Raw genomic sequence first — 25,481 nt, 5'->3', positions numbered from 1 at the left:
GCCTTCAGGGCGCTCATGGCGGGGCCCGGCTGCCATGCCTTCTCGGCAGCCGGGCCCCGAGCGCTGGTCAGTGACCGCGCGCGATCCACTCCTGGAGGTGCGGGGCCTCCGCCCCGATCGTGGTCGTGTCGCCGTGGCCGGTGCGCACGACGGTGTCGGGCGGCAGGGCGAGCAGGCGGTCGCGGATGGAGTCGATGATCGTCGGGAAGTGGGAGTAGGAACGGCCGGTGGCGCCGGGGCCGCCGGAGAAGAGGGTGTCGCCGGTGAAGACCGTGCCGAGCCCGGGGTCGTAGAGGCAGACGGCGCCCGGGGCGTGGCCGGGGGTGTGCAGGACGGTCAGGTCGGCGCCGGCGGCCTCGATGACCTGGCCGTCGGCAAGCCAGTGGTCGGGCAGCCGGTCGGGGTGGGTCTGCTTCCACAGCGGCAGGTCGTCGGGGTGGAGCCAGATCGGCGCGCCGGTGCGCTCGGCGAGGGCGGGGGCCGCGTCGATGTGGTCGTTGTGGGCGTGGGTGCAGACGATGGCCGCGAGCCTGCGCTCGCCCACGGCCTCGGCGATGGCGTCGGCGTCGTGGGCGGCGTCGATGACGACGACCTCGTGGTCGTCGCCGACGAGCCAGACGTTGTTGTCGACGTCCCAGGTGCCGCCGTCGAGGCTGAACTGACCGGAGGTGACGAGGTGTTCGATGCGGGCGGCCATCAGAGGGTCACCACCGAGCGCAGGACGTCGCCGCCGTGCATCCGCTCGAAGGCCTTCTCCACGTCGTCGAGTCCGATGGTCTCGGTGACGAACGCCTCCAGGTCCAGACGGCCCTGGAGGTAGAGGTTGATGAGCATGGGGAAGTCGCGGTCGGGCAGGCAGTCGCCGTACCAGGAGGACTTCAGGGCGCCGCCGCGGCCGAAGACGTCGAGGAGGGGCAGTTCGAGCTTCATCTCCGGGGTGGGGACACCGACGAGGACGACCGTCCCGGCGAGGTCGCGGGCGTAGAAGGCCTGCTGGTACGTCTCCGGGCGGCCGACCGCCTCGATGACGACATCGGCACCGAAGCCACCGGTCAGCTCACGGATCGCCTCGACGGGGTCGGTCTCTTTGGAGTTGACCGTGTGGGTGGCACCGATGCTCTTGGCGGTGGCCAGCTTCCGGTCGTCGATGTCGACGGCGATGATCTTCTCGGCACCGGCGAGCCGGGAACCGGCGATGGCCGCGTCCCCCACGCCGCCGCAGCCGATGACAGCGACGCTGTCCCCGCGCCCGACGTTCCCGGTGTTGATGGCGGCGCCGATGCCGGCCATCACTCCGCAGCCCAGCAGTCCGGCGACCGCCGGGGCGGCGGCCGGGTCGACCTTGGTGCACTGACCGGCGGCCACGAGGGTCTTCTCCGCGAAGGCACCGATACCGAGAGCGGGAGACAGTTCCTGACCGGTCGAGGCCAGCGTCATCTTCTGCGTCGCGTTGTGCGTGGCGAAGCAGTACCAGGGCCGTCCGCGCCGACACGCCCGACAACTCCCGCACACGGCACGCCAGTTGAGGATCACGAAGTCACCGGGGGCGACATCCGTGACGCCCGCGCCGACGGACTCCACCACACCGGCCGCCTCGTGGCCGAGCAGGAAGGGGAAGTCGTCGTTGATGCCGCCCTGCTTGTAGTGCAGGTCGGTGTGGCAGACCCCGCACGCCTGCACCTTCACCACGGCCTCCCCCGGTCCGGGATCGGGCACCACGATCGTCTCGATCCGCACCGGCTCGTTCTTGCCCGGGGCGATCACGCCGCGTACTTCCTGCGCCATGGTGAACCTTTCCGTCGATCCATGAGAGAGCGGTCGCCCGCCCATGGTCACCCTACGGACTGACCAGCGAGTAGGGCCTCCCGAGTGGGCGAACCCCTGGCCGAAAAGGTCGCCCACGACAGCCGTGCGCGCACCGCGCCCCACGCCGACCAAGACCGGGGACAGATACCCCCCCGGGTATCTCTGCTACGGTGACCACATACCCCCGGGGGTAATTCTCGGGCGATCGGTGTGAACGAGGAGAGGAGCGCTGCCGTGTACTTCGTCGACACCATCGAGGTGCCGGGGCTGGGCAACCGGAGCTATCTGGCGGGCGGCCCGCGCGGTGCCGTGGCGGTCGATCCGCCGCGCGACATCGACCGGGTGATCGGGTCCGCGGCCCGGCGGGGCGTGCGGATCGGGTACGTCGTCGAGACGCACATCCACAACGACTACGTCTCCGGCGGGCTGGAGCTCGCCCGGCTGACCGGCGCCGCCTATCTGGTGCCGGCGGGGGCGCGGGTCGGCTACGACCGGGTGCCGGTGCACGACGGCGACACGGTGGAGATCGACGGGGGGCTGACCCTGCGGGCGGTCGCCACGCCCGGCCACACCCCGCACCACACCGCGTACGTGCTGGAGGAGGGCGATACGGCGGTCGCCGCGTTCACCGGCGGGTCCCTGCTCATCGGCACGGTCGGGCGGCCGGATCTCGTCGAGCCCCGGCTCACGATCGAGCTGGCCCGCGCCCAGCACGCCTCGGCGCACCGGCTGGCCGAGACGCTGCCGGACGAGACGGCCGTCCTGCCCACGCACGGCTTCGGGAGCTTCTGTGCTGCCGGGGGGTCGGCGGGCGGGGCCACGACCGTCGGACGGGAGCGGGCCGTCAACGACGCGCTGGTCAAGGACGCGGACACGTTCGTCGCGGAGCTGCTGGCGGGGCTCGACGACGTTCCGGCGTACTACGCGCACATGGGGCCCGCCAACGCGCGGGGGCCGGCGCCGGTGGATCTGACGCCGCCCGCCCCGGCCGGCGCGGAGGAGATCGCCGCGCGGCTGGCGGCGGGCGAGTGGGTGGTGGATCTGCGGCACCGGGTGGCGTACGCCGAGGGACATGTCGCGGGCGCCGTGAACTTCGAGGCGGAGGGGCAGCTCGCCACGTATCTCGCCTGGCTGCTGCCCTGGGGCAAGCCGGTGACGTTGCTGGCCGAGTCGCCGAACCAACTCGCCGACGCACAGAGGGAGTTGGCGCGCGTCGGCATCGACCGTCCGGCTGCCGCCGCCACCGGTTCCCCCGCCGACTGGCTGCGCGAGGGCGACCGGCCGCGCTCCTTCCCGCGCGGCACCTTCGCCGACCTGGCCGATGCGCGCGAGGCGAGCGGGACGGGCCAGGCGGGCGGGACGGGCGGGGTAGTGGTCCTCGACGTCCGGCGCGCCGCCGAGCGCGCCGCCGGCGGCCACGTAGAGGGGTCCGTGCACATACCGGTGCACCAACTGCGCGAACGGCTGTCCGACATCCCCGGGGGCACCGTCTGGGTGCACTGCGCCGGAGGCATGCGCGCCGCCATCGCCGCGTCCCTGCTGGACGCGGCGGGCCGTGACGTCGTGGCCGTCGACGACAGCTTCACGGCGGCGGCGACCGCCGGCCTCCCGATCACGAGGCCGACGCCGCACCTCGACGCGGCCCACCCGACCGAAGCCCCCGCACCACCCGGCGCCCCCGCGCCCCAGGACGCCGCCCCGCCCGCCGCCCGCACCGCCTCCGGAACACGCGACGCCTCGGCCGCCGAGGCAGCCGCGACACGCGCCACCATGTCGCCCAGGAGGCCCGAGACACGCCACACCGCGGCGCCCCTGACCGACAGCGCTCCGGCGCCCGGGACCCGCCCCACCCCCGCGTCCGGAGCACCCGCGACCGACCGCACCCCTCCCGCGTCACCCGTCCCCGGGGTCCCGCCGAGCACCGCCGCGCGGCCCGGGACCTTCACAGTGCGTGGTGTCGCCTCGATATGACCGGGCTCGTTCTCGCCCTGGCCGCCGGGGCGGTGGTCGGGCTCTCGCTCGGGGCGCTGGGCGGGGGTGGCAGCGTGCTCACCGTGCCCGCCTTGGTCTGTCTGCTCGGGTTCGCCCCGGCCACGGCGGCCACCGCGAGCCTGGTGATCGTGTCGATCACCTCGGCGACGGCGCTCGCCGCACACCTGCGGGCGGGCACGGTACGGATGCGTGGCGGACTGCTCTTCGCGGCGGCCGGCCTGGTGCCCGCGGCGCTCGGCGGGGCGCTCTCAGCGAGGCTGCCGCCCGCCCTGCTGACGGCGGCCTTCGCGCTGACGGCCGCTCTGGCCGCGTACCGGATGCTGCGCCCGTCGGGCACCCGACGGGCGGCGTCGACGGTACGCCCGAGCCGGGTAGTCCTGTCCGGCGCGGGGCTCGGCGGCGTCACCGGTGTCCTCGGCGTGGGCGGCGGCTTCCTCGCCGTACCGGCCCTGGTGAACGTCGTGGGTCTGCGGATGCGCGACGCGGTGGGCACCAGTCTGCTCGTCATCACCGTGAACTCGTTCGCCGCGCTCGCGGGCCGGACGGGGGCGGCCGGGACCCTCGACTGGACGGTCGTCGCCCCGTTCGCCGCGGCAGCCGTCCTCGGCGCCTGGGACGGCCGCCGACTGGCCGCCAAGGTCTCCGGGGACACCCTCAGGCGGATCTTCGCCTGGCTGCTGCTCGCCGTGGCCGCGGCCATGCTGGCCGACGCGATCACGTCGACCGGCTGAGCCCGGCCACGCCAGGAACCACCCCGCACGCGCCCGGGTTCAGGCCAGCGAAAGGAACAGCTTCTCCAGACGCGCCCGCATCTGTTCGTTCGTCTCGCCGTTCCGCTCGTTCTTCTCGGTGTCGGTGAGGCACTGCTGCAGCCCCGTGGCGATGATCGCGAAGCCCGCCCGGTCCAGGGCACGGGAGGCCGCCGCCAGCTGGGTGACGACGTCCTCGCAGTCGCGCCCCTCCTCGATCATCCTGATCACCCCGGAGATCTGCCCCTGGGCCCTCCGCAGCCGGTTCAGCACCGACTTGAGCTCGTCACCCTCGAACTGCAGCTCCACGACCACCCACTCCTCTACATACCCTTGGGGGTATTTTACCGCCCCCCGCAGGAAAGGATCGCAGGCACCATGCCCACCGCTCACACGTCCCGTACCCCTGGCGCCGATCGGCTCGGCGTCGACGAGGTCCGTCGGCGGCTGCCCGAACTGACCGTCATCGATGTCCGCACCCCCGGCGAGTACGCCTCCGGACATGTCCCCGGCGCCCTGAACGTGCCGCTCGACCGGCTGGAGTCGGCCCTGCCCGCCCTCCGGGAGTCCGCAGCCGAGCTGCTGATCGTCTGCCGGTCCGGCGCCCGGTCGGAGCAGGCCCGCGCACTCCTCGCCCGGCACGGCGTCCCGGCGGCCGACCTCACCGGCGGCACGAACGCCTGGGCGGCCGAGGGACACGAGCTGCACCGGCCGTCCGGGGGCGCGCGGGCGGGCTGGGCGATGGAACGCCAAGTCCGTCTCACCGCCGGTGCGCTCGTCCTCGTCGGGCTGGGCCTCGGACTGCTGCACCCGGCCTGGCTGTCGCTGTCGGCCGGGATCGCGGGCGGCCTCGTCCTCTCGGCGGTCACCGACACCTGCGGCATGGCGGCGGTCCTCAGCAGACTGCCGCACAACCGCCCGCGCCCCGCGGACCTCGCCACCACACTCGCCACCCTCGCCGCGCGCGGCTCGCACTAGGCCGACGCGACCACGCCGGCGTCCCGACCCGTCGTCACCGCGTTCACCGTCGCCCGGGACTGGAGGGCGCTGCTGGGCGGTTGACACTCGTGCCCGGTGCCGCGCACCCCCGACGTAGGCTGAAGCTCCGCGCCCGGTCCCCACTCCCCGACCGACCTGCCGAGGAGCCTCGTGAGCACCCCTGAGACCAACGCCGAGCAGCAGCCGCCCACCTGGCGGCTGCTGCTCGGCTATGTACGACCCCACCGGTGGGCACTGCTGCTGGGCGCGCTGCTGTCCCTCCTCACCGGGGCCACCGGCCTCGCCCTGCCGCTGGTGGCCCGGGAGCTGATCGACGACCTGTCGCACGACCGCACGATCACCTGGGCGCTGGTGCTGATGTCCGCGCTGGTGGTGGGCAATGCGGCGGTGGGCGCGGTGGGTTCGTACGTCCTGCGGCGCACCGCCGAGTCGGTGGTGCTCGGCGCGCGGCGCGCCCTGTCGTCGTATCTGCTGCGGCTGCGGATCACGGCGGTTGACCGCAGCGAGCCGGGCGACCTGATGGCACGGATCACCTCCGACACGACCCTGCTGCGCGAGGTCACCACCGACACCCTGGTGGGCCTCGGCACCGGCGGGCTCACGCTGGTCGCGACGGTGGTGCTGATGGGTCTGGTGGACCCGGTGCTGCTGGCTGTCACGCTGGGCGTGATCGTGGGCGCGGGCGTGGTGTTCGGGGTGATCGTGCCGCGCATCAACCGGGCGAGCAAGGCCGCGCAGGACGCGGTCGGCGCGATGGGCGCCTCGCTGGAGCGGATCCTCGGCGCGCTGCGCACGGTGAAGGCGTCCGGTGCCGAGCACCGCGAGGAGGAGACGATCCACGCGGCGGCCGAGGAGTCGTGGCGGCAGAGCGTCCGGGCCGCCAAGTGGTCGGCGGCGGCGGGCAACACGGCCGGGCTCGCCATGCAGATCGCTTTCATCACCGTGCTGGCGGTGGGCGGCGCGCGGGTCGCGACCGGCGCCATCGACGTGGGCACACTGGTGGCGTTCCTGCTGTACGTCTTCTATCTGATGTCGCCGATACAGCAGGTCGTGGGCGCGATCACCCAGTACCAGACCGGTGCCGCCGCGCTCGCCCGCATCCAGGAAGCGCTGCGGCTGCCCGCCGAACCGGCCTCCGAGCCGGCGCCGCTGCCGGCGCCGGACGCGGCTCCCGCCGCGCTCGCCTTCGACGAGGTCCGTTTCCGGTACGCCGACGATCTGCCGTACGTCCACCACGGGGTGACCTTCGAGGTCCCGGCGCGGGGCATGACGGCGTTCGTGGGCCCGTCGGGCGCCGGCAAGACCACGGTGTTCTCGCTGATCGAGCGGTTCTACGACCCCGAGGCGGGCCTCATCACGGTCGACGGCCGCGATGTCGCCGAGTGGGAGCTGTCCCGGCTGCGGTCGGCGATCGGGTACGTCGAGCAGGACGCGCCCGTGCTGTCGGGGACCTTGCGGGACAACCTGCTCCTCGGCAACCCGCGGGCCGACGAGGCCGATGTCAACCGGGTGCTGAAGACGACCCGGCTGGACGGCCTGGTCGCCAAGCTCCCGCAGGGCCTGGAGACCCTGGTCGGCCACCGGGGCACCAAGCTCTCCGGCGGTGAGCGTCAGCGGGTCGCCATCGCGCGGGCCCTGCTGCGCCGCCCCCGGCTGCTGCTGCTCGACGAGGCGACGAGCCAGCTGGACGCGGTGAACGAGGCGGCGCTGCGGGACACGGTCGCCGACGTGGCCCGTACGACGACGGTGCTGGTCGTGGCCCACCGGTTGTCCACGGTGACGATGGCCGACCGCATCGTGGTCATGGACGCGGGCCGGGTCCGCGCGGTCGGCACCCACCGTGAACTGGTGGCCGCCGACCCGCTGTACGCGGAGTTGGCGGCCACGCAGTTCCTCGCGACGGCCGGCTGATCCCGGCCGTCGCGGCGGGCCGGTGGGCGGTCAGAAGGGGAAGTGCGACTGCTGGCCCGCGATGGTCACCCAGCGGGTGTTGGAGAACGCCTCGATGCCCCAGCGGCCACCGAAGCGCCCGTAACCGGAGGCCTTCACACCGCCGAAGGGGGCCATCGGCTCGTCGGCCACGGACTGGTCGTTGACGTGCACGATGCCGGTACGGATCCGGCGCGCGACGGCGAGTCCGTGGGTGGCGTTCTCGGTGATGACGCCGCAGCTCAGTCCGTTGTCCGTGTCGTTGGCGACGGCCACGGCGGTGGCGTCGTCGGCGAACGACTGCAGGACGCAGAGCGGGCCGAAGGACTCCTGGTAGTACAGGTCGGCGTCCTGGGGGACGTCGGTGAGCACGGTCGCCGGGTGCACCGCGCCCTCGGGCTGCCCGCCCCCGGCGAGCACCGTGGCGCCCTTGGCGACGGCGTCCTTGACCAGGGCGGCGATCCGCTGGGCGGCGTCGGCGCTGACCAGGGGGCCGACCACCGTGTGCGGGTGGTTCGGGTCGCCGGCCTGGAGCGTGGCGACCTTGGCGGTGAACTTCTGCGCGAACTCCTCGGCCAGCGACTCGTGGACGAGGATGCGGTCGCCGGACATGCAGATCTGCCCGGCGTTCATGAAGACGCTGAAGGTGACGGCGTCGACGGCGTAGTCCACGTCGGCGTCGTCGAGCACGATGACGGAGTTCTTGCCGCCCAACTCCAGTACGGCGGGCTTGAGATGACGGGCCGCGTGCTCGCCGATGATGCGGCCGACGCCGGTGGAGCCGGTGAAGTTCACCGCGCGCACCCGCTCGTCGGAGATCAGCGCCTCGGCGATCTCCGCCGCGTCCTCGGGGGCGTTGGTGACGACGTTGAGCACGCCGTCGGGGAGTCCCGCCTCCCGGAACACGTCCGCGACCAGCAGCCCGCAGGCGATCGGCGCGTCCTCGCTGGGCTTGACGACGACGGTGTTGCCGGCGGCCAGCGGCGCCGCCACGGCCCGTACACCGAGGATGACGGGCGCGTTCCACGGGGCGAACGCGGCGACGACGCCGAGGGGTTCGCGTACCGCGAGGCCGAGCGCGCCCTCCTTCTGGCTGCTGAGGACCTCGCCGCGCGGCGCGGTGATCGCGGCCGCGGCCTCGCGCAGGATGTTCGCCGCGAGCGCCACGTTGAAGTACGCCCACGGCCGGGTGCCGCCCGCCTCGCGGGCCATGATGTCGGCGACCTGGTCGCCCCGGCCCTCCAGCAGGTCGGCGGCCTTGAAGAAGATCGCCCGCCGGGCGAAGGGGGTGAGCGCGGCCCACTCCTCGAACGCGGCGTCGGCGGCGTCCACGGCCCGCCGGACGTCCTCGGGACCGGCCGCCGCCACCGTCGCGTACACCTCCCCCGTGTACGGGTCGAGGTCCTCGGCGGTGCGGCCGGACGTGGCGGGCACGTCCTTGCCGCCGATCAGAAGGTCACGGGTGATGGCCATGATGCGGCTTCCTCAGGGGTACGTTCGACGACGGTACGTGATCGAGCATGATCGCTCGCGAGCGTTCATAGTGCGAAATTCAATTACGTTACTGTTCCGTGATGCTCTGCCCGGCTCCCGAGCATGTCAAGAGCCCCGCCACAAGGTCCGTGGCGGGGCTCCCGCTCCGTGTACGACCGGCTCCGCTATTCGATGGCGCCCAGCAGGCCGTAGGCGGGCGCGGCCATGTCCGTGACCTGGTGCAGTTCGTTCAGCCGGTTCAGTTCGTGCACCTGGTTGAGGGCCTTGAGCTGCTGCGAGGGGCGCGGCAGGGCCGCCCGGTGCTCCTCGGGGAGATCGCCGACGGCGAGCGAGTCCAGCGTGGTCATGGGGTTGAGCTGCGTCGCTTCCGCGACGGCGTCCGCGTTCGCCATCGGTGCGGCCAGTCCCGTGACACCGACGGCGAGACCGACGGCGGCGACGATACGTCGAGTTGAGATCATGCCCTCAGCAACGCTCCCCGGCCCCCTGCGGTCACGGCCGCTCACCCGTGAGGCGCAGGCCGGGCGTGGGGCGCGTACCCCCCGCACGGCGTCTGCCCGCGCTTCCCGCTTGCCGTGTCCCGCCCGGCGGAGGAGCCTCGGAGGAGAGGCCGTTCGCGGCCCGTTCACCCATGCCGGGCCACGGCCTTCGAAGGAGGTCACCCATGGGCACCTCGACCAGCCCCGCCTTCGACGTCGAAGCGCTGCGCAGGGGCACGGAGGAAGCGAACGCGGCGACACTGACGTCGCTCTACGCGGACGACGCCGAGCTGCGCGTCGTGGACCGCAACACCCAGCCCAGCCACCCCAAGGTCCTGCACGGCCGGTCCGAGATCGGCGCGATGTTCGACGACGTCTGCAGCCGGGAGATGACCCACAAGGTCGAGCAGTGCCTGGTCCAGGGCGACCAGGTCGCGTTCACCGAGTCCTGCGAGTACCCCGACGGGGTGCGGGTCCTGGCAAGTTCGATGATCTCCCTGAAGGACGGGAAGATCGTCGACCACACGATGATCCAGGCCTGGGACGAGTAGCCGGGCGCCGGGGCGAGATACCAGGGGCAGTCGGGAAGCCGGAGCGAGCGGGTCGGTCGCCGTCGAACGCGCCGGGGGTGGGCTCTTTCGGGTCATCCCCGTGCGGGCCCCCTGACTCGGCGTGGTCGCGGCGCCATACTGGCGGGCGTGCGTGTAGCGATCATGACGGCGGGCTCCCGGGGTGACGTGGCGCCCTACACCGGGCTCGGACACGGGCTGGTGCGGGCGGGGCACGAGGTCACGCTGGTGACCCACACCCGGTTCGAACCCCTGGTGGCGGGCTCGGGGGTCGTCTTCCACGCCCTGCCCGTGGATCCGCGGGCCGAGCTGGAGTCGGAGCGCGGGCAGGGCCTGCACCGGAGTTCCACCGGCGCCGGGAAGCTGTACCGGGCGGCGGAGATGGCCCGGAGCCTGGTGGGACGGATGGCCGGCGAGCTGGTGGCCGCCGCCCGTGCCAGTGACGCCCTGCTGCTGGCGGGCACCCTGGCACCCCTCGGCCACACCATCGGCCAGGGCCTGTCGATCCCCACGCTCGGTGTGAACCTCCAACCCCTCGCCCCCACAAGGGAGTTCGCGCCCCCGATGACCGGGGTGCGCTCCTGGGGGCCGCTCGGCAACCGGGCGGCCGGGCACGCGGTGAACACGGCCGTCGAGTGGATCTTCACGGAGGAGGTGCGCAGGCTGCGCGCCGAGTTCGGGCTGCCGCGCACCGGCCGGATGGCCGCCCGGCGGGCCCGGGAGCGGCTGGGCCGGCCGGAGTTCCACGGCTTCAGCCCCCGGGTGGTGCGACGGCCCGGGGACTGGCGGGCCGGGCTGGAGGTCACGGGCTACTGGTGGCCGTACGACCGCGAGGACCGGCTGCCCGCCCCGCTGCTGGACTTCCTCGACGCCGGTCCGCCCCCGGTCTTCGTGGGTCTCGGCAGTGCCACCGTGCCCGATCCCGAGCGGATGAGCGACGAGGTCGTACGGGCCCTGCGGGCGGCCGGGCTGCGCGGGGTGATCCAGCGGGGGTGGGGCGAACTGCGGGGCGAGGGCGACGACATGTTCACCGTGGGCGAGGTGCCGCACTCCCTGCTCTTCCCGAGGACGGCGGCCGTCGTCCACCACGCGGGCGCGGGCACGACGGGCGCCGGCCTGCGCGCCGGGGTCCCGGCGGTGCCGGTGCCCGTCCAGTTCGACGAGGGTTTCTGGGCGGCCCGCCTGATCGCCCTCGGGGTGGCCCCGGCCGCCGTCCCGCTGCGCGGCTTCACCTCCGCCGCCCTGACGGCCGCCCTGCGCCGGGCGACCACCGACCCGTCGTACGGCCGCCGCGCCCGCGCCCTGGCCGACGAGTTGCGCGCGGAGGACGGAGTGGCCCCGGTCCTGACGGCGGTGAACCAATTGGCGGGCTGAGCGTGCGAGGGCTTGAAAAGCACGGGGCGCAGCCCCTGCTTTTCAGGGGCGCGGGGAACTGCGCGAGAAGCCCCACCGGACCCGCACCCGAAGAACCACCCAGCCGCCCCCTACCGTTCCGCCCCTCCGTCCTCCCCCGGCCTCCATCCCGCCGGTCGCAATATCCCCAGCAGCAGTCGGACCAGTTCGTCGACCACCTCGTCGAGGGGGGCGTCGACCCAGCCGGCCTGCCAGTCGTGGAGGAGGCCGTTGACGCTGCCGATGAAGGCGGTCGCGGCGATGCGGTAGTCACGGCGGACCGCCTCCCCGCGCTCCGCCGCCGCGTCGGCCTCGGCGCAGATGAAGTCGATCCAGCGGGCGCGGCGTTCGAGGCGCTGGCGTTCCAGACGGGGGCTGACGCCGACGATCTCGGTGAAGGTGATGCGCAGTCGGCGCGGATCGCCGGTGACGTTGCCGGCGTACGCGAGGAACGCCGCGGTGGCCCGCTCGGCGATCGGCCGCCCCTCGGCCGTGGCGAGTCCGGCGAGCGCGGCCTCCTCGGCCCAGTCGTTGACCCGTAGGTGCAGGGCGGCCAGCACGTCCTCCAGGGAGCGGAACTCCTCGTAGAACTGGCGGGTCGACAACCCGGCGGCCTCGCTCAGCGCCGCGATCGTGGTCCCCCGGAAGCCGGGGCCGTCACCGAAGAGCCGCAGCCCCGCGTCGAGGAAGCGCTCCCGGCGCTCGGCCCGGCGCTCCGCCGCGGTTCTGCCCCCGTAACGGCCGGTGGGCTGTTTGAGCCTGCCCGACACGTTTCTCCTCCCGACGGAACCTCTCGGACCCCACCCGTACGACAGCCGATGCGCGGCCGTCACTTGATTTTGTCGTGTCCCTGCTCTTGTGGTGAAGCGGGACCGTTCCTTACTTTCCAGTAAGTCTGCTCTGAACACAGGTGTGTTCAGACTCCGCCCGCGCAGGAGGATCCGACATGCCCCTCTCCCCCACCCCCCGTAGGCGCAGGAACCGGCACCTCGGTGCCGTCGCCGTCGCGCTCGCGCTGACCACGTCCGCCGCGGCGACCGCGACCCCGGCGAGTGCCGCCGCCGACCTGCGGGAGGTGATGTTCGTGGGCAACAACTGGGAGGGCACCGCGGATGTCATCAAGGCCTCCGGCGACTTCGCCAAGATCGGCCGGATCAACGTCATCCCCGACAAGGACGCCCGGATGGCGGAGATCAACGCCGATCCGATCCGGTGGATCGCCTACATGACGATCCGGAACAGCGTGGGCGAGGGCCACGACCAGTACGTGGACGACATGTACTCCACGCCGGACGGCTCGTCGATGGTCGTCTCGCGCCCGAGCTTCGCCGACGTGGTCTCCATCAACATCAGGACCGGCGCCATCAACTGGCGCTTCCCCGTGTCGGGTTACCGCTCCGACCACATGGCGGTCTCCCCCGACGGCAAGCGCGTGGCGGTGTCGGCGTCGACGGGCAACACCGTGCACGTCCTGGACATCGTCACCGGCAAGCAGGTCGGTTCGTTCAAGACCGGTGACAAGCCGCACGAGAACATCTTCACCAAGGACGGCAAGTACATCTGGAACATGGCGATCGGTGACGTGAACACGCAGACCGACGCGCCCTGGCTGGACTGGACGAAGGGCGACCGCAAGATCACGGTCGCCGACGCCAACACCTTCCAGCAGGTCAAGGTGATCGACATGCGCGAGCGGCTCAACGCCATCGGGCTGAGCGACTACTCGGACGCGGTCCGTCCCGCCGCGTTCTCGCCGGACGAGACGAAGCTGTACTTCCAGGTGTCGTTCTTCAACGGCTTCTTCGAGTACGACATCGCCACCGACAAGATCACCCGTACCAAGACCCTGCCGAAGTCCCCGGGTGTCAGCGACGACCGCACCACCTTCGTCAACGACTCCCGCCACCACGGCCTCACCATGAAGCCGGACGGAACGAAGCTGTGCGTCGCGGGCACGATGGACGACTACGCGACCGTCGTGGACCGCGCGACCCTCCAGGAGGGCCCGCTGGTCCCCGTCTCCAAGCCGTACTGGTCGACCGTCAGCGGTGACGGCAAGTCCTGTGTGGTCTCCGAGAGCGGCGCCGACCAGGTGACGGCGATCGACTTCGCCACCGGGAAGAAGACCGTGTCCGTCGCAGTCGGCGACCACCCCCAGCGGGTGCGCGTGGCGCAGGTGCCCGCCGACTGGACCGGACCCTCGGCTAACTGAACCTGGTGGTCAGCCAGTTGGACAGCTCCGTCCGCGCCGCGCTCAGCTGCGTCGCGGTCGGGGCTGTCGCGCCGTTGGTGACCAGGGCGTAGTGCAGCCTGCCCGAGTCGGCGGCGGTGAGGAGCAGACGGCGGCTGCCGGTGCCGCCGGGTTCCTTGGCGGCGGCGATCGGCGTGGACGTGGTGTACGCCGGCGGCGCGGCCGTCACCCCTAGGTCGGACACCACCGTGGTGGACGCGGTGGGGAAGGACGCCGGGAGGTGCAGCTCGGTCGGTTCCGTGCTGCCGTCCGAGCGCCAGACCAGCAGGGAGTACTGGCCCGAGCCGACGAGCGAGGAGACGTTCGGCAGCGAGCTGGGCACCGGGTTCCAGGTGAGCGTGGTGGAGCCGTCGCGCGAGCGGTCCTCGTAGGTGAAGGCGACCGTCTTGCCCGCGGTGGCGCTCGGGTAGATCCGGTCGAGCATCCGGGCGTCCTGCCGGAGCACGGCCGTGCCGGAGTCGTCGAGGCGTACGGCGGAGAGGTCCTCCCCGTTCCAGCCGTCGGCCTCGGTCTGCACCTTGTCGGGGTTGTCGTTCATCAGTTCGTGGTGGCGGCCCCAGTAGATGTCCCACTGCCACTGGGAGCCGGAGAGGACCGGACCGGAGGCGGTCGGGTTCGACCACCAGTCGACGCCCTTCACCCGGGAGTCGAGCGCCTGGTACATGGCCTTGTAGACCGTGGGCGCCTTGTCGGAGACCGAGCCGCTGAGCGGGTGTCCGAACTCGCTGACGATCGCCGTCGTGCCGCCGGCGGCGGCCCGGTCACGGACGGTGCCGAAGTCGTTCACGTACTGGCCGTTCTCCGCCTTGCCCCACATGAAGACGCCGGAGATCGCCTTCTGGTCGTAGAAGTGGGTGTTGAAGACGTAGCGCGGTCCGATGGTTCCCGCGTCGAGGAGTCCGCCCTCCTGCTTCTGGAAGTCGATGTTGGCGTTCCAGAAGAGGTTCGGCTCGACGAACGCCGGTTTGGACTGCCAGCCCGCCGCGTCCATCCGGGCACGGAACTTGACGTAGAACGGCCACAGGACGTTCTTCTCCCACGTCCTGCTGGTCTGCCCGGAGTCGAGGGTCCCGGGGTGGGGCTCGTTCCACGGGTCGAAGCCGACGAGGCCCTGGAACTGGGCGGTCGTGAGGTTCGCCTTCAGGTACGTCATCGTCTTCTGCGCGGTGTCCAGGAAGGAGTCCTGGAGCCCGTAGGTGTTGTGCCAGAAGTCGTACGTCGCCTCCGTCACGGCCGCGTTGGAGGTGATGTTCTGGCCCCAGAACGGGCAGATGCCGCAGTACTCGTCGGGGTAGTCGCCGAGGTCGACGGCCCACTTGGGGGCGCCGTCGCCGGTGTACCAGCTGTCGGAGTCGAACAGCCAGCGGGAGTACAGGTCCTGGTGGAAGTCGGGGTAGACCTTGATCCCGGCGTCCAGGAACGCGCCCATCTGCGCGGTGGCCGCCGCCAGGTAGGAGGTGCTCACCTGCCCGCGCACCGGTTCCGCGTAGGCCCAGGAGAGCAGGAAGCGGACGGAGTTGCCGCCGCCGAGCGCCCTGAGCGCGGTCGCCGACTTCTTCGCGTCGGCGACCGAGGCGAAGGGCAGACCGTTGTTCTCCTTGAGTTTCGTCTCCCCGGAGACGTTGTAGCCGCGCAGGACGACCTCGCGGCCGAGTCCGTCCTTGAAGGTGCCGCCGTCGACCGTGAGGGTGGCCGCGGCCTGGGCGTCGAACCAGAGTTCGTCCGTGGATGCGGAGGCGGGATGGGTGGGGCCCGCCGTGGTCAGGAAGCCGGTGACGAGTACCAGGACACCGAGCAGACTAGTGCGCAATCTTGACATGTCCGCCACATTCGACATGTGCACTACCGTCCCAATGGGCAGGCGAGCCGTCAATAGCAACTGACGCACGAGTAAGTACCCTTTTTCGCAAGACAGTTCACCTGCCACGACCGATTCTTTGCCCGTGGACGGCCACGCGAGGCCTCACGCGCCGACCACGGGACCTTCCGGATCGAACAGAGGACACCCCCGAGCGGAGTCGCCCTGAATTCAGCCGATGTTCACCCGAACGTCACCATGAAGGGCCCTGCCGACGGAACCGGCCTATGGTTGAGCCCAGTTTGGGCCGACTTGTTCGGTACTCCGTCCGGCGTACAGGAAAGGTGGTACGAGCGGTGGACAGCTCTTCTCGCGGGCTCCGCGAACACACGCCAGGCACTCGTGATTTCGACCCGAGGAGCGCCCTCCCCCGTCTCGATCGCCTCGGGGCCCCGGATGGGGAGAAACGCTCGGACGCACGGAACCAGCGCTGCGCGTCGTTGTACGACGCGATACGGGACATGGGCCGCTACGAGGCGGCGGTGGAGGCGGAGAAACGCCGGCAGGGTGGTGACGACCTCCTGCCCGGCCCATGACGACGTGACGCCGCCAAGGCCGAGCCGCGTGTGAGGGGCTCGGCGAGACCGACCACCATCGGGCTGGGCTTGCATGGGCACAGAACCGCGGACCGACACTGGCTCGTCCCCCGAGGAGCCCGCGGGACGCACCATGGGCAACAAGTACGTCAAGGAGTTCATGCGGGTCGTGCACGTGAGCCTGCGGAGCTGGTGGTGGGGGGAGCCGCTGGCGGCGGCGTCCGGCGGGCTCGGGGGCGCCTGGATCGGGCACGACGACGACCTGCCGATGGACGAGGTGCTGGGCGTCGCCGTCTCCATGGTGGGTGTCGTCATCGGGTCCGTGTTCGCCGTCCTGGCGATGATCACCCGCGCCTGCGACAACACCTTTCTGCGCAAGGCGAGAAAGGCCCGGCTCCTCCCCGTCGTCAACTACCTGTGGCCGTTCTTCACCATCATCGGCATGGGGATCCTGTCCATCGTCTTCCTGCTGCTGATGGCCGGGATCTCCGAGGACGCGCCCACGCTGCTGCTGATGACGGTCAGCGCGTCGGCGGGCTTCTGCGTCCTGTGGACCCTGGCCGGTCTGCTGCCCGCGCTCGGGGCGCTCATCGTCTTCACCCGCCTCATCGAGAAGACCTCGGGTGTGAACGACTGAGGACGGCCCGGAACCGAACGGCACCGGTGCGGGGACGCGTACCGCGTCTCCCGCACCGGTCGTCGGTTCAGCCTCGTGTCACTCGTCGACGTTGAGCACGATGTGGGTCCGGTGCCCGTCCAGGGTGATGTAGCCGTCTCCGTAGGCGGAGCGGTAGTGGCCGGTGCCGCCGACGATGGCGGTCTTGGCCGTGACGCGCCGCAGCGGCCGGTAGTCGACCATGTCGCTGAGGGTCAGCGTGCCCTTCTTCAGGCGCAGTACGCGGGTGCACTGGGCGGTGACCGCCTGGGCACGGGCCTGCACCACGTCGCACTCCGACTCGCCGTCGCCGGCGTACCGCAGCTCTGTCTTCCCCGTCTTCTTCGCCTTGTGCCGGGTGTACAGGTTCAGCGGGGTGGTCCAGGTGCTGCCGACCACACCGTCCAGGGACGGCCAGGTGGCGACCCGGTTGATGCCGACGAGCTCGACCTTCTCGATGTCGTTGTCCTCGTCCTTCTGCTCGGCCTGCGCCGATGTCGGAAGAAGGGCGAGTGTGGTGGCGAGGGCGGTGACGACCACCCCGCGGACAGCCGATGTGATCACAGAACCTCCAGGTCGGACAGGGTGCACTCGGGCGGCGGAACGGCCGACGTACCGTCGGCGGGTGAACACCGGTCAGTCATCGACGTAGAGGTCGAAGACGACGCGCTTGGGCTCCAGGGTGATGTAGCCCTCGCCCTCGGCGTCGTTGTAGATGCCGGTGCCGCCCGCGATGGAGGTCTTGGCGGTGACGGGCTCGTGGCCCTTGCGGCTGATCATGTCGTGGAGGGTGATCTCCCCGCCCTTGAGGCGCAGCACCCGGGTGCACTGGGCCGTGGACCGCCCGTGGTTCGCTTCGACGAGGGTGCAGCGCGAGCCGCCGTCGCCGACGTACTTGCCCTTGGGGTCGTGCAGCTGCAGATACGTGGTCCAGCTGTCGCCCGGCTCGGTGTGCGCGGCGGCGGTGTCGTACGCGGCGTGGCCGACGAGCTTGACCCGCACGACGTCCTCGTCCCCGACGTCCGCGGCGGCCGGCGCGGAGAGCGACGTGGTGAGAGCTGCGGCCAGGGCGCCGAGGGTCACGGCGCCGCGGGCAGTGGCAGAGGGCATGCGTCCTCCCAGGTGGATGTGACGGTGTGTGACGGTGGGTGCTCCGGGCAGGAGCATGGTCATTTCATGTACCTGGGCCTCACATGGCAACACGCCTGGCGCGGGGAGAGGCGCAGGCCACCCGAACAGGGGCGCGGGCCCTCGTCCCCCTGGGCGTCGCGCACCCGGTCGGCCGCCTCCACGCGGGTGCACGCCTGCGCGGGGGCCCGCCGGTGTGCCGTACCCCGGCCCTGGTACTTGGATGGAGGGGACGCGAGAGGAGCGGGCGATGCGTGAGATCCTCCCGGCGCTCGGCGCGTGGTACGCGGCGGGCTCCCCCTTCGGCCTCGCCACCGTCGTCGCGGTCAGCCGGAGCGCGCCGCGCGGGCCGGGGGCGGCCATGGCGGTCGGGCCCGGTGACGAGGTCGTGGGCAGTGTGTCCGGCGGCTGTGTGGAGGGCGCGGTGTTCGAGCTGGCCCAGGAGGTGCTGGCGTCCGGCGAGGCACGGTCGGCCACCTTCGGGTACAGCGACGACGACGCGTTCGCGGTGGGGCTGACCTGCGGCGGGGAGATCACGCTCCTGGTGCGCCGGGTGACGGCGGCCGAGGACCCGTCGTTCGGGCAGGTCGTCGCATCGGTGGGCGCCGGGCGACCGGTGACGGTGGCGACCGTGGTCGACGGCCCCGGCCGGCTCGGCGCCACGCTGGCGGTGTGGCCCGAGCGGACCCTCGGCACCCTCGGCACGGCGGGCCTGGACGCCGCGGTCACCGCCGACGCGCGCGGGGAGCTGGCCCAGGGTCTCACCGGAGCGCGGCACTACGGTCCGCGCGGGGAGCGGCGCGAGGACTCGGTCACCGTCTTCCTGCACTCCTTCGCGCCGCCGCCGCGCATGCTGATCTTCGGCGCGATCGACTACGCGGCGGCGGTGGCCCGGATCGGTGACTTCCTCGGGTACCGGGTCACGGTGTGTGACGCCCGCCCGGTCTTCGCCACCCCGAAGCGCTTTCCCGCCGCCGTCGAGGTGGTCGTCGACTGGCCGCACCGCTATCTGCGCGGCACCGTCACCGACGACCGCACGGTCGTCTGCGTGCTCACCCACGACCCCAAGTTCGACGTACCGCTCCTTCAGGAGGCGTTGCGGAGGCCGGCCGCGTACGTCGGGGCGATGGGGAGCCGCCGGACGCACGAGGAGCGCGCCCGGCGGCTGCGGGAGGCCGGGCTCGACCCGGCCGAACTGGCCCGGCTGCGCTCCCCGGTCGGCCTGGACCTCGGTGCCCGTACGCCGGAGGAGGTGGCGGTGTCGGTCGCGGCGGAGATCGTCGCGCTGCGGTGGGGCGGCAGCGGGGCGCCGCTGACGGCGACGACCGGGGTGATCCATCCGCCTGAGCCAACCCCGTCGCGGGCCGGCTCAGGTTCTGGGCGGTAGTCGGTGCAGGTGGACCTCCGTCAGGGCGCCGTCCGTGACCGTCGCCGTCATGTAGGTGCAGTGGGGCTGGCGGCGGCGGTCGGTCGGGGAGCCGGGGTTGAGCAGGCGCAGGCCGGTGGAGGCGGTGGTGTCCCAGGGGATGTGGCTGTGGCCGAAGACGAGGACGTCGGTGTCGGGGAACCGGGTGGCGCAGCGGGCTTCGCGGCCCTGGGCGGGGCCGGTCTCGTGGACGACGGCGAGGCGCAGCCCGGCCAGTTCGGCACGGGCCACCTCGGGGAGACGGGCGCGCAGGCCGGGGCCGTCGTTGTTGCCGTACACGGCGATCAGTCGCCGTGAGCGGGCCTGGAGGAGGTCGAGGGTGTCCTCGTCGACCCAGTCGCCGGCGTGCACGACCACGTCGGCGCGCGGCAGTTCCGCGAGGAGGGGCGCGGGCAGCGCCTTGGCGCGCTTGGGCAGGTGGGTGTCGGAGAGGAGCAGCAGTCGCACCCGGCCAGGGTGTCACTCGATGGGGATCTCCGCCCACACCTGCTTGCCGCCGCTGACCGGGACGGTGCCCCACGCGGAGGACATGGCCTCGACGAGCAGGATGCCGCGGCCGCCGGTGGCCTCCCAGCCGATGACGGTGGGTTTCATCGGGGTGCGGGGGGAGGAGTCGGCGACGGAGACGCGGAGGCGGTCGGCGAGCAGGGTGAGGTCGAGGCGGACCCGGCCGTCGGTGTGCACGAGGGCGTTGGTGACCAGCTCGGACACCACGAGGAGCACGCTGTCGGCCATGGAGTCGACGCCCCAGCGGCGCAGGACGCGCCGCGTGTAGCGGCGGGCCTGCCCGACCGCCTGGGGGACGCGCCACACGCTCCAGTTCTCCCGCTGCGGGCGCAGGGCCATGCCGTCGTAGCGGACGAGCAGCAGGGCCACGTCGTCGTCGCGGTTGGCGCCGCCGAGGAGGGTGTCCGCGACCACGCCGAGGTGGGCGGGGTCGGCGGCGGACAGTTCGGCGGCGAGATGGTCGAGCCCGTCCTCGACGTCGACGTCGGCGGACTCCACGAGGCCGTCCGTGGTGAGGGCCAGCAGGGTGCCGGGGGTCAGCCGCAGGGGGCTCATCGGGAAGTCGGCCTGCATCACGACGCCGAGCGGCGGCCCGCCCTCGGCCTCGCTGATCTCGGTGCTGCCGTTCGGGTGACGCAGCACCGGCGGGATGTGGCCGGCGCGGACGTACCAGGCGGAGCCCTCCTCCATGTCGATGTCGACATAGCAGCAGGTGGCGAACAGGTCGGTCTCCATGTCCATGAGGAGCCGGTTGGCGTGCGAGACGACGACGTCCGGGGGGTGCCCCTCGACGGCGTACGCGCGCAGCGCGGTGCGCATCTGGCCCATCAGGGTGGCGGCGCCCGCGTTGTGGCCCTGGACGTCGCCGATGACGAGGGCCACGTGGTTGTCGGGCAGCGGGATGACGTCGTACCAGTCGCCGCCGACCTCCAGGCCCGCGGTGGTGGGGAGATAGCGGGCGACGGCGACCGCGCCCGGCAGCTGGGGCAGCCGGCGCGGGAGCAGGGTGCGCTGGAGCATGCCCACGAGTTCGTGCTCGGCGTCGAAGGCGTGGGCCCGCATCAGGGCCTGCCCGGCCAGGCCCGAGGCGGCGGTGAGCAGGGCGCGTTCCTCGGGGCCGAAGTCGTGGGGGTTGTCCCAGCCGATCAGACACGCCCCCGCCATACGGCCGCCGGCGGGCAGCGGGAGGACGGCGAGGCCACCGGGGCCGACATCGGCGAGGGCCGGCTCCAGATCGGCTCCGGCGGGCCAGATCCCGGCGCGTCCCTCGCGCAGCGCGGTGGCGAGGGTCGGCATGGTGCGCACGGGCGCGTCCGGCCACTCGGAGCGCCACTCGGCGCGCCACACCTCGGGCCAGAACTCCGACTGCGGCGGGTCGAGGACGGTGACGACCAGGCGGTCGCCCTCCAGCTCGGCGAGGGCCATCCGGTCGGCCAGGAGCGGTTTGCGCAGGGCGGTCACCACGGCCTGGCTGACGTCCCGGACCGTGCCGGCGGTGGCGAGGGCGGCGGCGAGGCGCTGGATGCGGGCCACGTCGCCGCGCCCGGTGAGCAGGGTGGAGGCGTCGGCGACGGTGCCGACGAGACGGGCGGGTCGGTTCTCGCCGCCGGGCCGGTTCTCGGCGCCGGGCAGGATCCGGCCGCGCAGCCGGAGCCACTTCTGCTCTCCGGAGGGCTGGAGGATGCGGAACTCCAGCTCCCGGTCCCCGATGGACATGTGGTCCGCCTCCACGACGGACATCAGCGCCGGCAGGTCCTCGGGCACGGTCAGCGCGATCAGGGTCTCGACCCGGCCGTCGAAGTCGTCCCGGCCGATGCCGAACAGGTCCAGCAGCCCGTCGTCGACCTCGACCCGCCCGGTGTCCATGGCGAGGTCGAACGAGGCCCCGGACCCGGCGGGCGGGGCGGGGGCGGCGCCGGCGGCCGCCTCCGCGAGCAGGTCGAGGCAGTGCCGGTCCTCGGTGTCGAAGGCGTCGGTGCCGTCGCCGACGGCCACGAGACAGCCGCGCTCGCGCAGCGGCAGCACGCCCAGGGTGAAGCCCTCGGCCGGGGCACGGCGGGCGTCGGCGTCGGCTCGGACGTCGGTTGCGTCTTCGGTGTCGGCGCCCCGGTCGGCGTCGGCGTCCTGGTGCAGGCCGGTGGAGGTGAGCCAGCGCGGGCGGCCCGAGCGGCACGTCTCGGCCACCGGAGCGGTGCCCGAGGCCGGGTAGCTGTCGGAGAGCCCGTAGAGGTTCCTCGGCACGCCGGCGGAGGCGGTGAGGGACAGGGCCTCGCCCTCGCCGTCGGGGAGGTACACGGCGGCGACGGTCGCGCTGGTGAACACGAGCACCTGTTCGAGGATGGCGTGCAGCCGCTCGCGCGGATCGAGATCGCCGCCGAGCGTCTTGAGCGCGAGTTCGGCACGCAGCGTCCTCGTTCCGTGTTCCGCAGCGCCCTCACTGACCACGTCCGCAATTACAGCGCTTCCGGCACGCTCGCGCAGCCCCTGGGACCGTTCGGCGAGGCCGGGGGCCCCGCTGCGGGGAGCCGTCCGGGTCGAAAGAACCCGAACAGATCTTTACGCATGCGTTCCGCACGGTGATCGCGTGACAGGCGTGACGGGTCACTGGTGACAGCCGTGACTGTCGGGCACCGGGGCGGGCTGGAAGGCTCGTCCTCACCCGGCCCAGGGGGCGACGGCAGTGACGGCACACGACCCGGGGGACGCGCATGGACAAGCGGTACGAGGCGTACGCGCTCGCCGACCGACACTTCTACGAGACACCGGACCGGCTGTCGGCCGGTGACCGCGCCGGCACGGCGGCGCCGGGCTACGAGACGGCCGGGCGCGCGGTCCCCGAGGGCTGGCGGGCCGCCCGGATCGGGGACTGGCTGACGCTGACCCCGGTCGACGACGGCGGGCGGCCCCGTCCCGGGCCCACCCAGGGATGGAAGGTGCACGCCTCCGCCACCCGGGCGAACGCGGACCGGATCGCGGCGATCGTGTGGGACTACTGCGTGCCCCGGCGGATCCCGTTCAAGTTCGTCCCGGGCCCGCACCTGCTGCATCTGCGCAACGCGAAGTACGCGGCCCGCGACACCAGCGGCAAGTTCGTGACCGTCTACCCGGCCGACGAGGAGCAGCTGCACCTCGTCCTGCGTGAGCTCGGGGCGCTCCTGGAGGGCTTCGAGGGCCCGTACATCCTCACCGACCTGCGCTGGAACGACGGACCGCTGTACGTCCGCTACGGCGCCTTCGCCCGCTCCTTCGTCGTCGACGAGCGCGGCACGCTCGTCCCGGCGGTCCGCGACGGCGCGGGCACCCTGGTGCCGGACCAGCGCAAGCCGACCTTCCACGTGCCCGACTGGGTGACCCTGCCCGCGTTCCTGGAACCGCAGCTGGCGGCACGCAACACGACCACGGTCGGCGAGCTGCCGTACCGCATCGAGAAGGCGCTGCACTTCTCCAACGGCGGCGGGGTGTACGTCGGCACCGACACCCGCGACGACCGCCGGGTGGTCCTCAAGGAGGGGCGCCCGCACGCCGGACTGGCCGCCGACGGGGCCGACGCGGTCACCCGGCTGGAGCGGGAGAAGGCCGCGCTGGAGCGGCTCTCCGGCCTCGGGGTGGTGCCCGAGGTGCGTGACTGGTTCACCCTGGGCGACCACCGCTTCCTGGTCATGGACTTCGTCGAGGGCCGCCCGCTCAACTCGTACGTCGCCGAACGGCACCCGCTGCTCGCCCCGGACCCCGGACCGGACGCGGTCGCCGCGTACACGGCGTGGGCGTTACGCGTCCACCGGGCCGTCGAGGAGGCGGTCGAGGCCGTGCACGCGCGCGGGATCGTCTTCAACGACCTGCACGTCTTCAACATCATGGTCGCGCCCGACGAGCACGCGGTGTCGCTGCTGGACTTCGAGGCGGCGGCGCCCGCCGAGGAGAACGGCCGCCAGGTCGTCGCCCACCCCGGCTTCCTCGCGCCCCCGGACCGCACGGGCCCCGACGTCGACCGCTACGCCCTCGCCTGTCTGCGCCTCGCCCTGTTCCTGCCGGTCACCTCGCTGCTGGTGGTGGAGCGGGAGAAGGCGGCGCATCTGGCGGCGGTGATCGCGGAGCAGTTCCCGCAGGTGCCGCGCGCGTTCCTGGACGAGGCGGTGGCCGAGATCTCCCGTGACATCGGGGCGACGGGGCCGACACCGGCGTCAGCGTCGGCGTCGGCAGCGGCACCGGCACGGGTGGCGCGGACCCGGGCGCCCGCCGCCGGGGCGGGCGGCGTGGCGGCCGGCTGGTCTCTCGCCGAGCCCGGCGACTGGCCCTACAGCCGTGACTCCATGGTCAAGGCGATCCTGGCCTCCGCGACGCCCGAGCGCGACGACCGGCTCTTCCCCGGCGACGTCGCCCAGTTCTCCGACGGCGGCGGCCTCGGGCTCGCGCACGGCGCGGCCGGAGTCCTGTACGCGCTCGCGGAGGTCGGCGCCGAACGCTACGAGGAGGGTGAGCGCTGGCTGCTCGACCATACCGACCCGGTGCCGATCGGCACTCCGCTCGGCCTGTACGACGGTCTCGCGGGCGTCGCCCACACGCTGGACCGGCTGGGGCACCGGCAGCGGGCCCTGGACCTGGTCGAGCAGATCCTCGGCGAGAAGTGGCACAAGCTGTCGTCCGACCTGCGCGGCGGGCTGGCCGGTCTCGGACTGGTCCTCGACGAGCTGGCGCGGACCACCGGTGAGTCCGCGCTGCGCGACCACGCGGCGCGGGCCGCGGACCTCCTCGTGCACCGTCTCGCCGAGCCCCGCCCGGCACCGCCCCGCCGCCGCGCCGGCCTGCTGCGCGGCGCGAGCGGACCCGCGCTGTTCCTGCTGCGCCGGTACGAGGCGACGGGCGACCGCGCGGCGCTCGACGCGGCGGGCGAGGCGCTGCGGCAGGACCTGGAGTGCCTCGTCGAGCAGAAGAACGGCGGGCTGGCGGTCGACGAGGGGTGGCGCACGATGCCGTACCTCGGCGACGGGAGCGTAGGCGTCGCGATGGTGCTCGACGATTACGTGGCGGCGGTCGGCGCCATCGGGGCCGGTACCCGTGCGGGTGACGGTGGCGGTCAACTCGCCCTCCCCGCAGACGAGTTCGCCCGGGTCCGAGCGGGTGTCCTGGCCGCCGCGACCTACCGCTTCTACGCGCAGCCGGGGCTGTTCGAGGGCCGCGCCGGGATGATCCTGCACCTCGCCCGGACGGGTGCCCCGCCCGAGCGGCTGACCGAGCAGATCGCCGCCCTCGGCTGGCACTCGATGCCCTACCAGGGGCAACTGGCCTTCCCCGGCAACCACTTGATGCGGCTCTCCATGGACCTCGGTACCGGAACGGCGGGGTGCCTGCTGGCACTCGGCGCGGCCCACGCCGCCGCCGACGACGACACCAAGGCGCACCTTCCGTTCCTGCCGCCGCCACGACGGCGGCCCCAATGACGCGGTTCCGCCGTCCGGCGGAGTCGTGACGCACCACCCCGTCCCCACAAGGGCCCTTCGCGGGCCATCGATCGAAAGGAAGCGACATGGCACTTCTCGACCTGCAGACGATGGAAGCCGACGAGACGACCGGCACCGGAGGCCCCAGCTCCCTGAGCGTGCTGTCCTGTGTGAGCGCGGCCAGCATCACGCTCTGCCTCTGATCGTCCGAGCGGGGCGTCCGGGTCACCCCGGACGCCCGTCGGACCGGCACGGCGGCTGAGTCGCGCCGAC

At 72.6% G+C, this 25,481-nt stretch carries 21 protein-coding genes and 1 pseudogene; 11 read left to right on the top strand and 11 right to left on the bottom strand.

Annotated elements, in window-relative coordinates:
- Positions 1–67 precede the first annotated feature (67 nt).
- Together L3078_RS41435 and L3078_RS41430 are read right to left on the bottom strand one after the other, a co-directional pair.
- Complete coding sequence (locus L3078_RS41435) at positions 68–697, bottom strand: MBL fold metallo-hydrolase (RefSeq protein WP_239759357.1); 630 nt, start codon at positions 695–697, stop codon at positions 68–70.
- Positions 697–1,785, bottom strand: coding sequence for an S-(hydroxymethyl)mycothiol dehydrogenase (locus tag L3078_RS41430; RefSeq protein ID WP_239759356.1), 1,089 nt, complete (start codon positions 1,783–1,785; stop codon positions 697–699). The genes L3078_RS41435 and L3078_RS41430 overlap by 1 nt, the downstream gene beginning before the upstream one ends.
- A gap of 255 nt (positions 1,786–2,040) precedes the next feature.
- On the opposite strand from L3078_RS41430, the pseudogene L3078_RS41425 reads away from it, so the two are divergent.
- Together L3078_RS41425 and L3078_RS41420 are read left to right on the top strand one after the other, a co-directional pair.
- Positions 2,041–3,420 (top strand): annotated as a pseudogene (locus L3078_RS41425) (rhodanese-like domain-containing protein); the annotation flags it as partial.
- Between the two features lie 353 nt (positions 3,421–3,773).
- Positions 3,774–4,529, top strand: a complete 756-nt coding sequence (locus L3078_RS41420; RefSeq protein WP_239759355.1) for a sulfite exporter TauE/SafE family protein — start codon at positions 3,774–3,776, stop codon at positions 4,527–4,529.
- A gap of 39 nt (positions 4,530–4,568) precedes the next feature.
- Here L3078_RS41420 and L3078_RS41415 read toward each other — a convergent pair whose 3' ends face one another.
- Positions 4,569–4,856 (bottom strand): metal-sensitive transcriptional regulator, encoded by a 288-nt coding sequence (locus L3078_RS41415; protein WP_239759354.1) that lies wholly within the window; start codon positions 4,854–4,856, stop codon positions 4,569–4,571.
- 69 nt (positions 4,857–4,925) lie between these two features.
- Between L3078_RS41415 and L3078_RS41410 the strand changes: the two genes are divergently transcribed.
- Together L3078_RS41410 and L3078_RS41405 are read left to right on the top strand one after the other, a co-directional pair.
- Entirely contained in the window at positions 4,926–5,525 is a 600-nt protein-coding gene (locus L3078_RS41410) for a rhodanese-like domain-containing protein (RefSeq protein WP_239759353.1), read from the top strand.
- Positions 5,526–5,696: 171 nt separating this feature from the next.
- Positions 5,697–7,457 carry an ABC transporter ATP-binding protein gene (locus tag L3078_RS41405; protein WP_239759352.1) on the top strand — a complete coding sequence of 587 codons (1,761 nt, stop codon included), beginning with the start codon at positions 5,697–5,699 and terminating at the stop codon, positions 7,455–7,457.
- A gap of 30 nt (positions 7,458–7,487) precedes the next feature.
- On the opposite strand, the gene L3078_RS41400 is transcribed toward L3078_RS41405, so the two are convergent.
- Positions 7,488–8,948 carry an aldehyde dehydrogenase family protein gene (locus tag L3078_RS41400; protein ID WP_239759351.1) on the bottom strand — a complete coding sequence of 487 codons (1,461 nt, stop codon included), beginning with the start codon at positions 8,946–8,948 and terminating at the stop codon, positions 7,488–7,490.
- 185 nt (positions 8,949–9,133) lie between these two features.
- Positions 9,134–9,430, bottom strand: a complete 297-nt coding sequence (locus L3078_RS41395) for a hypothetical protein (RefSeq protein WP_239759350.1) — start codon at positions 9,428–9,430, stop codon at positions 9,134–9,136.
- A gap of 203 nt (positions 9,431–9,633) precedes the next feature.
- On the opposite strand from L3078_RS41395, the gene L3078_RS41390 reads away from it, so the two are divergent.
- The gene (locus tag L3078_RS41390) at positions 9,634–9,999 is read left to right on the top strand and encodes a nuclear transport factor 2 family protein (RefSeq protein WP_086801068.1); all 366 of its coding nucleotides are present in this window, start codon (positions 9,634–9,636) and stop codon (positions 9,997–9,999) included.
- 162 nt (positions 10,000–10,161) lie between these two features.
- On the top strand, positions 10,162–11,391 hold the full coding sequence (locus tag L3078_RS41385; RefSeq protein WP_239760695.1) for a glycosyltransferase: 1,230 nt from the start codon (positions 10,162–10,164) through the stop codon (positions 11,389–11,391).
- 110 nt (positions 11,392–11,501) lie between these two features.
- Here L3078_RS41385 and L3078_RS41380 read toward each other — a convergent pair whose 3' ends face one another.
- Positions 11,502–12,179 (bottom strand): TetR/AcrR family transcriptional regulator, encoded by a 678-nt coding sequence (locus L3078_RS41380; protein ID WP_239759349.1) that lies wholly within the window; start codon positions 12,177–12,179, stop codon positions 11,502–11,504.
- Positions 12,180–12,355: 176 nt separating this feature from the next.
- Here L3078_RS41380 and L3078_RS41375 point away from each other — a divergent pair, with 176 nt between their 5' ends.
- The gene (locus L3078_RS41375; protein WP_239759348.1) at positions 12,356–13,621 is read left to right on the top strand and encodes a YncE family protein; all 1,266 of its coding nucleotides are present in this window, start codon (positions 12,356–12,358) and stop codon (positions 13,619–13,621) included.
- Here the strand turns inward: L3078_RS41375 and L3078_RS41370 are convergent.
- Positions 13,614–15,497 carry a cellulase family glycosylhydrolase gene (locus L3078_RS41370; RefSeq protein ID WP_239759347.1) on the bottom strand — a complete coding sequence of 628 codons (1,884 nt, stop codon included), beginning with the start codon at positions 15,495–15,497 and terminating at the stop codon, positions 13,614–13,616. The two genes, L3078_RS41375 and L3078_RS41370, sit on opposite strands and share 8 nt — an antisense overlap.
- Before the next feature lie 630 nt (positions 15,498–16,127).
- On the opposite strand from L3078_RS41370, the gene L3078_RS41365 reads away from it, so the two are divergent.
- Positions 16,128–16,691 carry a hypothetical protein gene (locus L3078_RS41365; protein WP_239759346.1) on the top strand — a complete coding sequence of 188 codons (564 nt, stop codon included), beginning with the start codon at positions 16,128–16,130 and terminating at the stop codon, positions 16,689–16,691.
- A 78-nt stretch (positions 16,692–16,769) separates the two neighbouring features.
- Here L3078_RS41365 and L3078_RS41360 read toward each other — a convergent pair whose 3' ends face one another.
- Together L3078_RS41360 and L3078_RS41355 are read right to left on the bottom strand one after the other, a co-directional pair.
- Positions 16,770–17,273, bottom strand: coding sequence for a hypothetical protein (locus L3078_RS41360; RefSeq protein WP_239759345.1), 504 nt, complete (start codon positions 17,271–17,273; stop codon positions 16,770–16,772).
- 72 nt (positions 17,274–17,345) lie between these two features.
- Positions 17,346–17,819, bottom strand: coding sequence for a hypothetical protein (locus L3078_RS41355; protein WP_239759344.1), 474 nt, complete (start codon positions 17,817–17,819; stop codon positions 17,346–17,348).
- 268 nt (positions 17,820–18,087) lie between these two features.
- Between L3078_RS41355 and L3078_RS41350 the strand changes: the two genes are divergently transcribed.
- The gene (locus tag L3078_RS41350; protein WP_239759343.1) at positions 18,088–19,224 is read left to right on the top strand and encodes an XdhC family protein; all 1,137 of its coding nucleotides are present in this window, start codon (positions 18,088–18,090) and stop codon (positions 19,222–19,224) included.
- Here the strand turns inward: L3078_RS41350 and L3078_RS41345 are convergent.
- Together L3078_RS41345 and L3078_RS41340 are read right to left on the bottom strand one after the other, a co-directional pair.
- On the bottom strand, positions 19,207–19,710 hold the full coding sequence (locus tag L3078_RS41345; RefSeq protein WP_239759342.1) for a metallophosphoesterase family protein: 504 nt from the start codon (positions 19,708–19,710) through the stop codon (positions 19,207–19,209). The two genes, L3078_RS41350 and L3078_RS41345, sit on opposite strands and share 18 nt — an antisense overlap.
- Positions 19,711–19,722: 12 nt before the next feature.
- Positions 19,723–22,215 (bottom strand): SpoIIE family protein phosphatase, encoded by a 2,493-nt coding sequence (locus L3078_RS41340; protein ID WP_239759341.1) that lies wholly within the window; start codon positions 22,213–22,215, stop codon positions 19,723–19,725.
- Positions 22,216–22,478: 263 nt separating this feature from the next.
- On the opposite strand from L3078_RS41340, the gene lanKC reads away from it, so the two are divergent.
- Together lanKC and L3078_RS41330 are read left to right on the top strand one after the other, a co-directional pair.
- On the top strand, positions 22,479–25,208 hold the full coding sequence (lanKC, locus tag L3078_RS41335) for a class III lanthionine synthetase LanKC (protein WP_239759340.1): 2,730 nt from the start codon (positions 22,479–22,481) through the stop codon (positions 25,206–25,208).
- An 86-nt stretch (positions 25,209–25,294) separates the two neighbouring features.
- Entirely contained in the window at positions 25,295–25,411 is a 117-nt protein-coding gene (locus L3078_RS41330) for a SapB/AmfS family lanthipeptide (protein WP_005483995.1), read from the top strand.
- Positions 25,412–25,481: the final 70 nt, after the last annotated feature.

This window comes from Streptomyces deccanensis (genome assembly GCF_022385335.1).
Lineage (GTDB): Bacteria > Actinomycetota > Actinomycetes > Streptomycetales > Streptomycetaceae > Streptomyces > Streptomyces deccanensis.
Note: the sequence above shows the minus strand (reverse complement) of the source record. Positions and strands in the feature narration are given on the sequence as shown.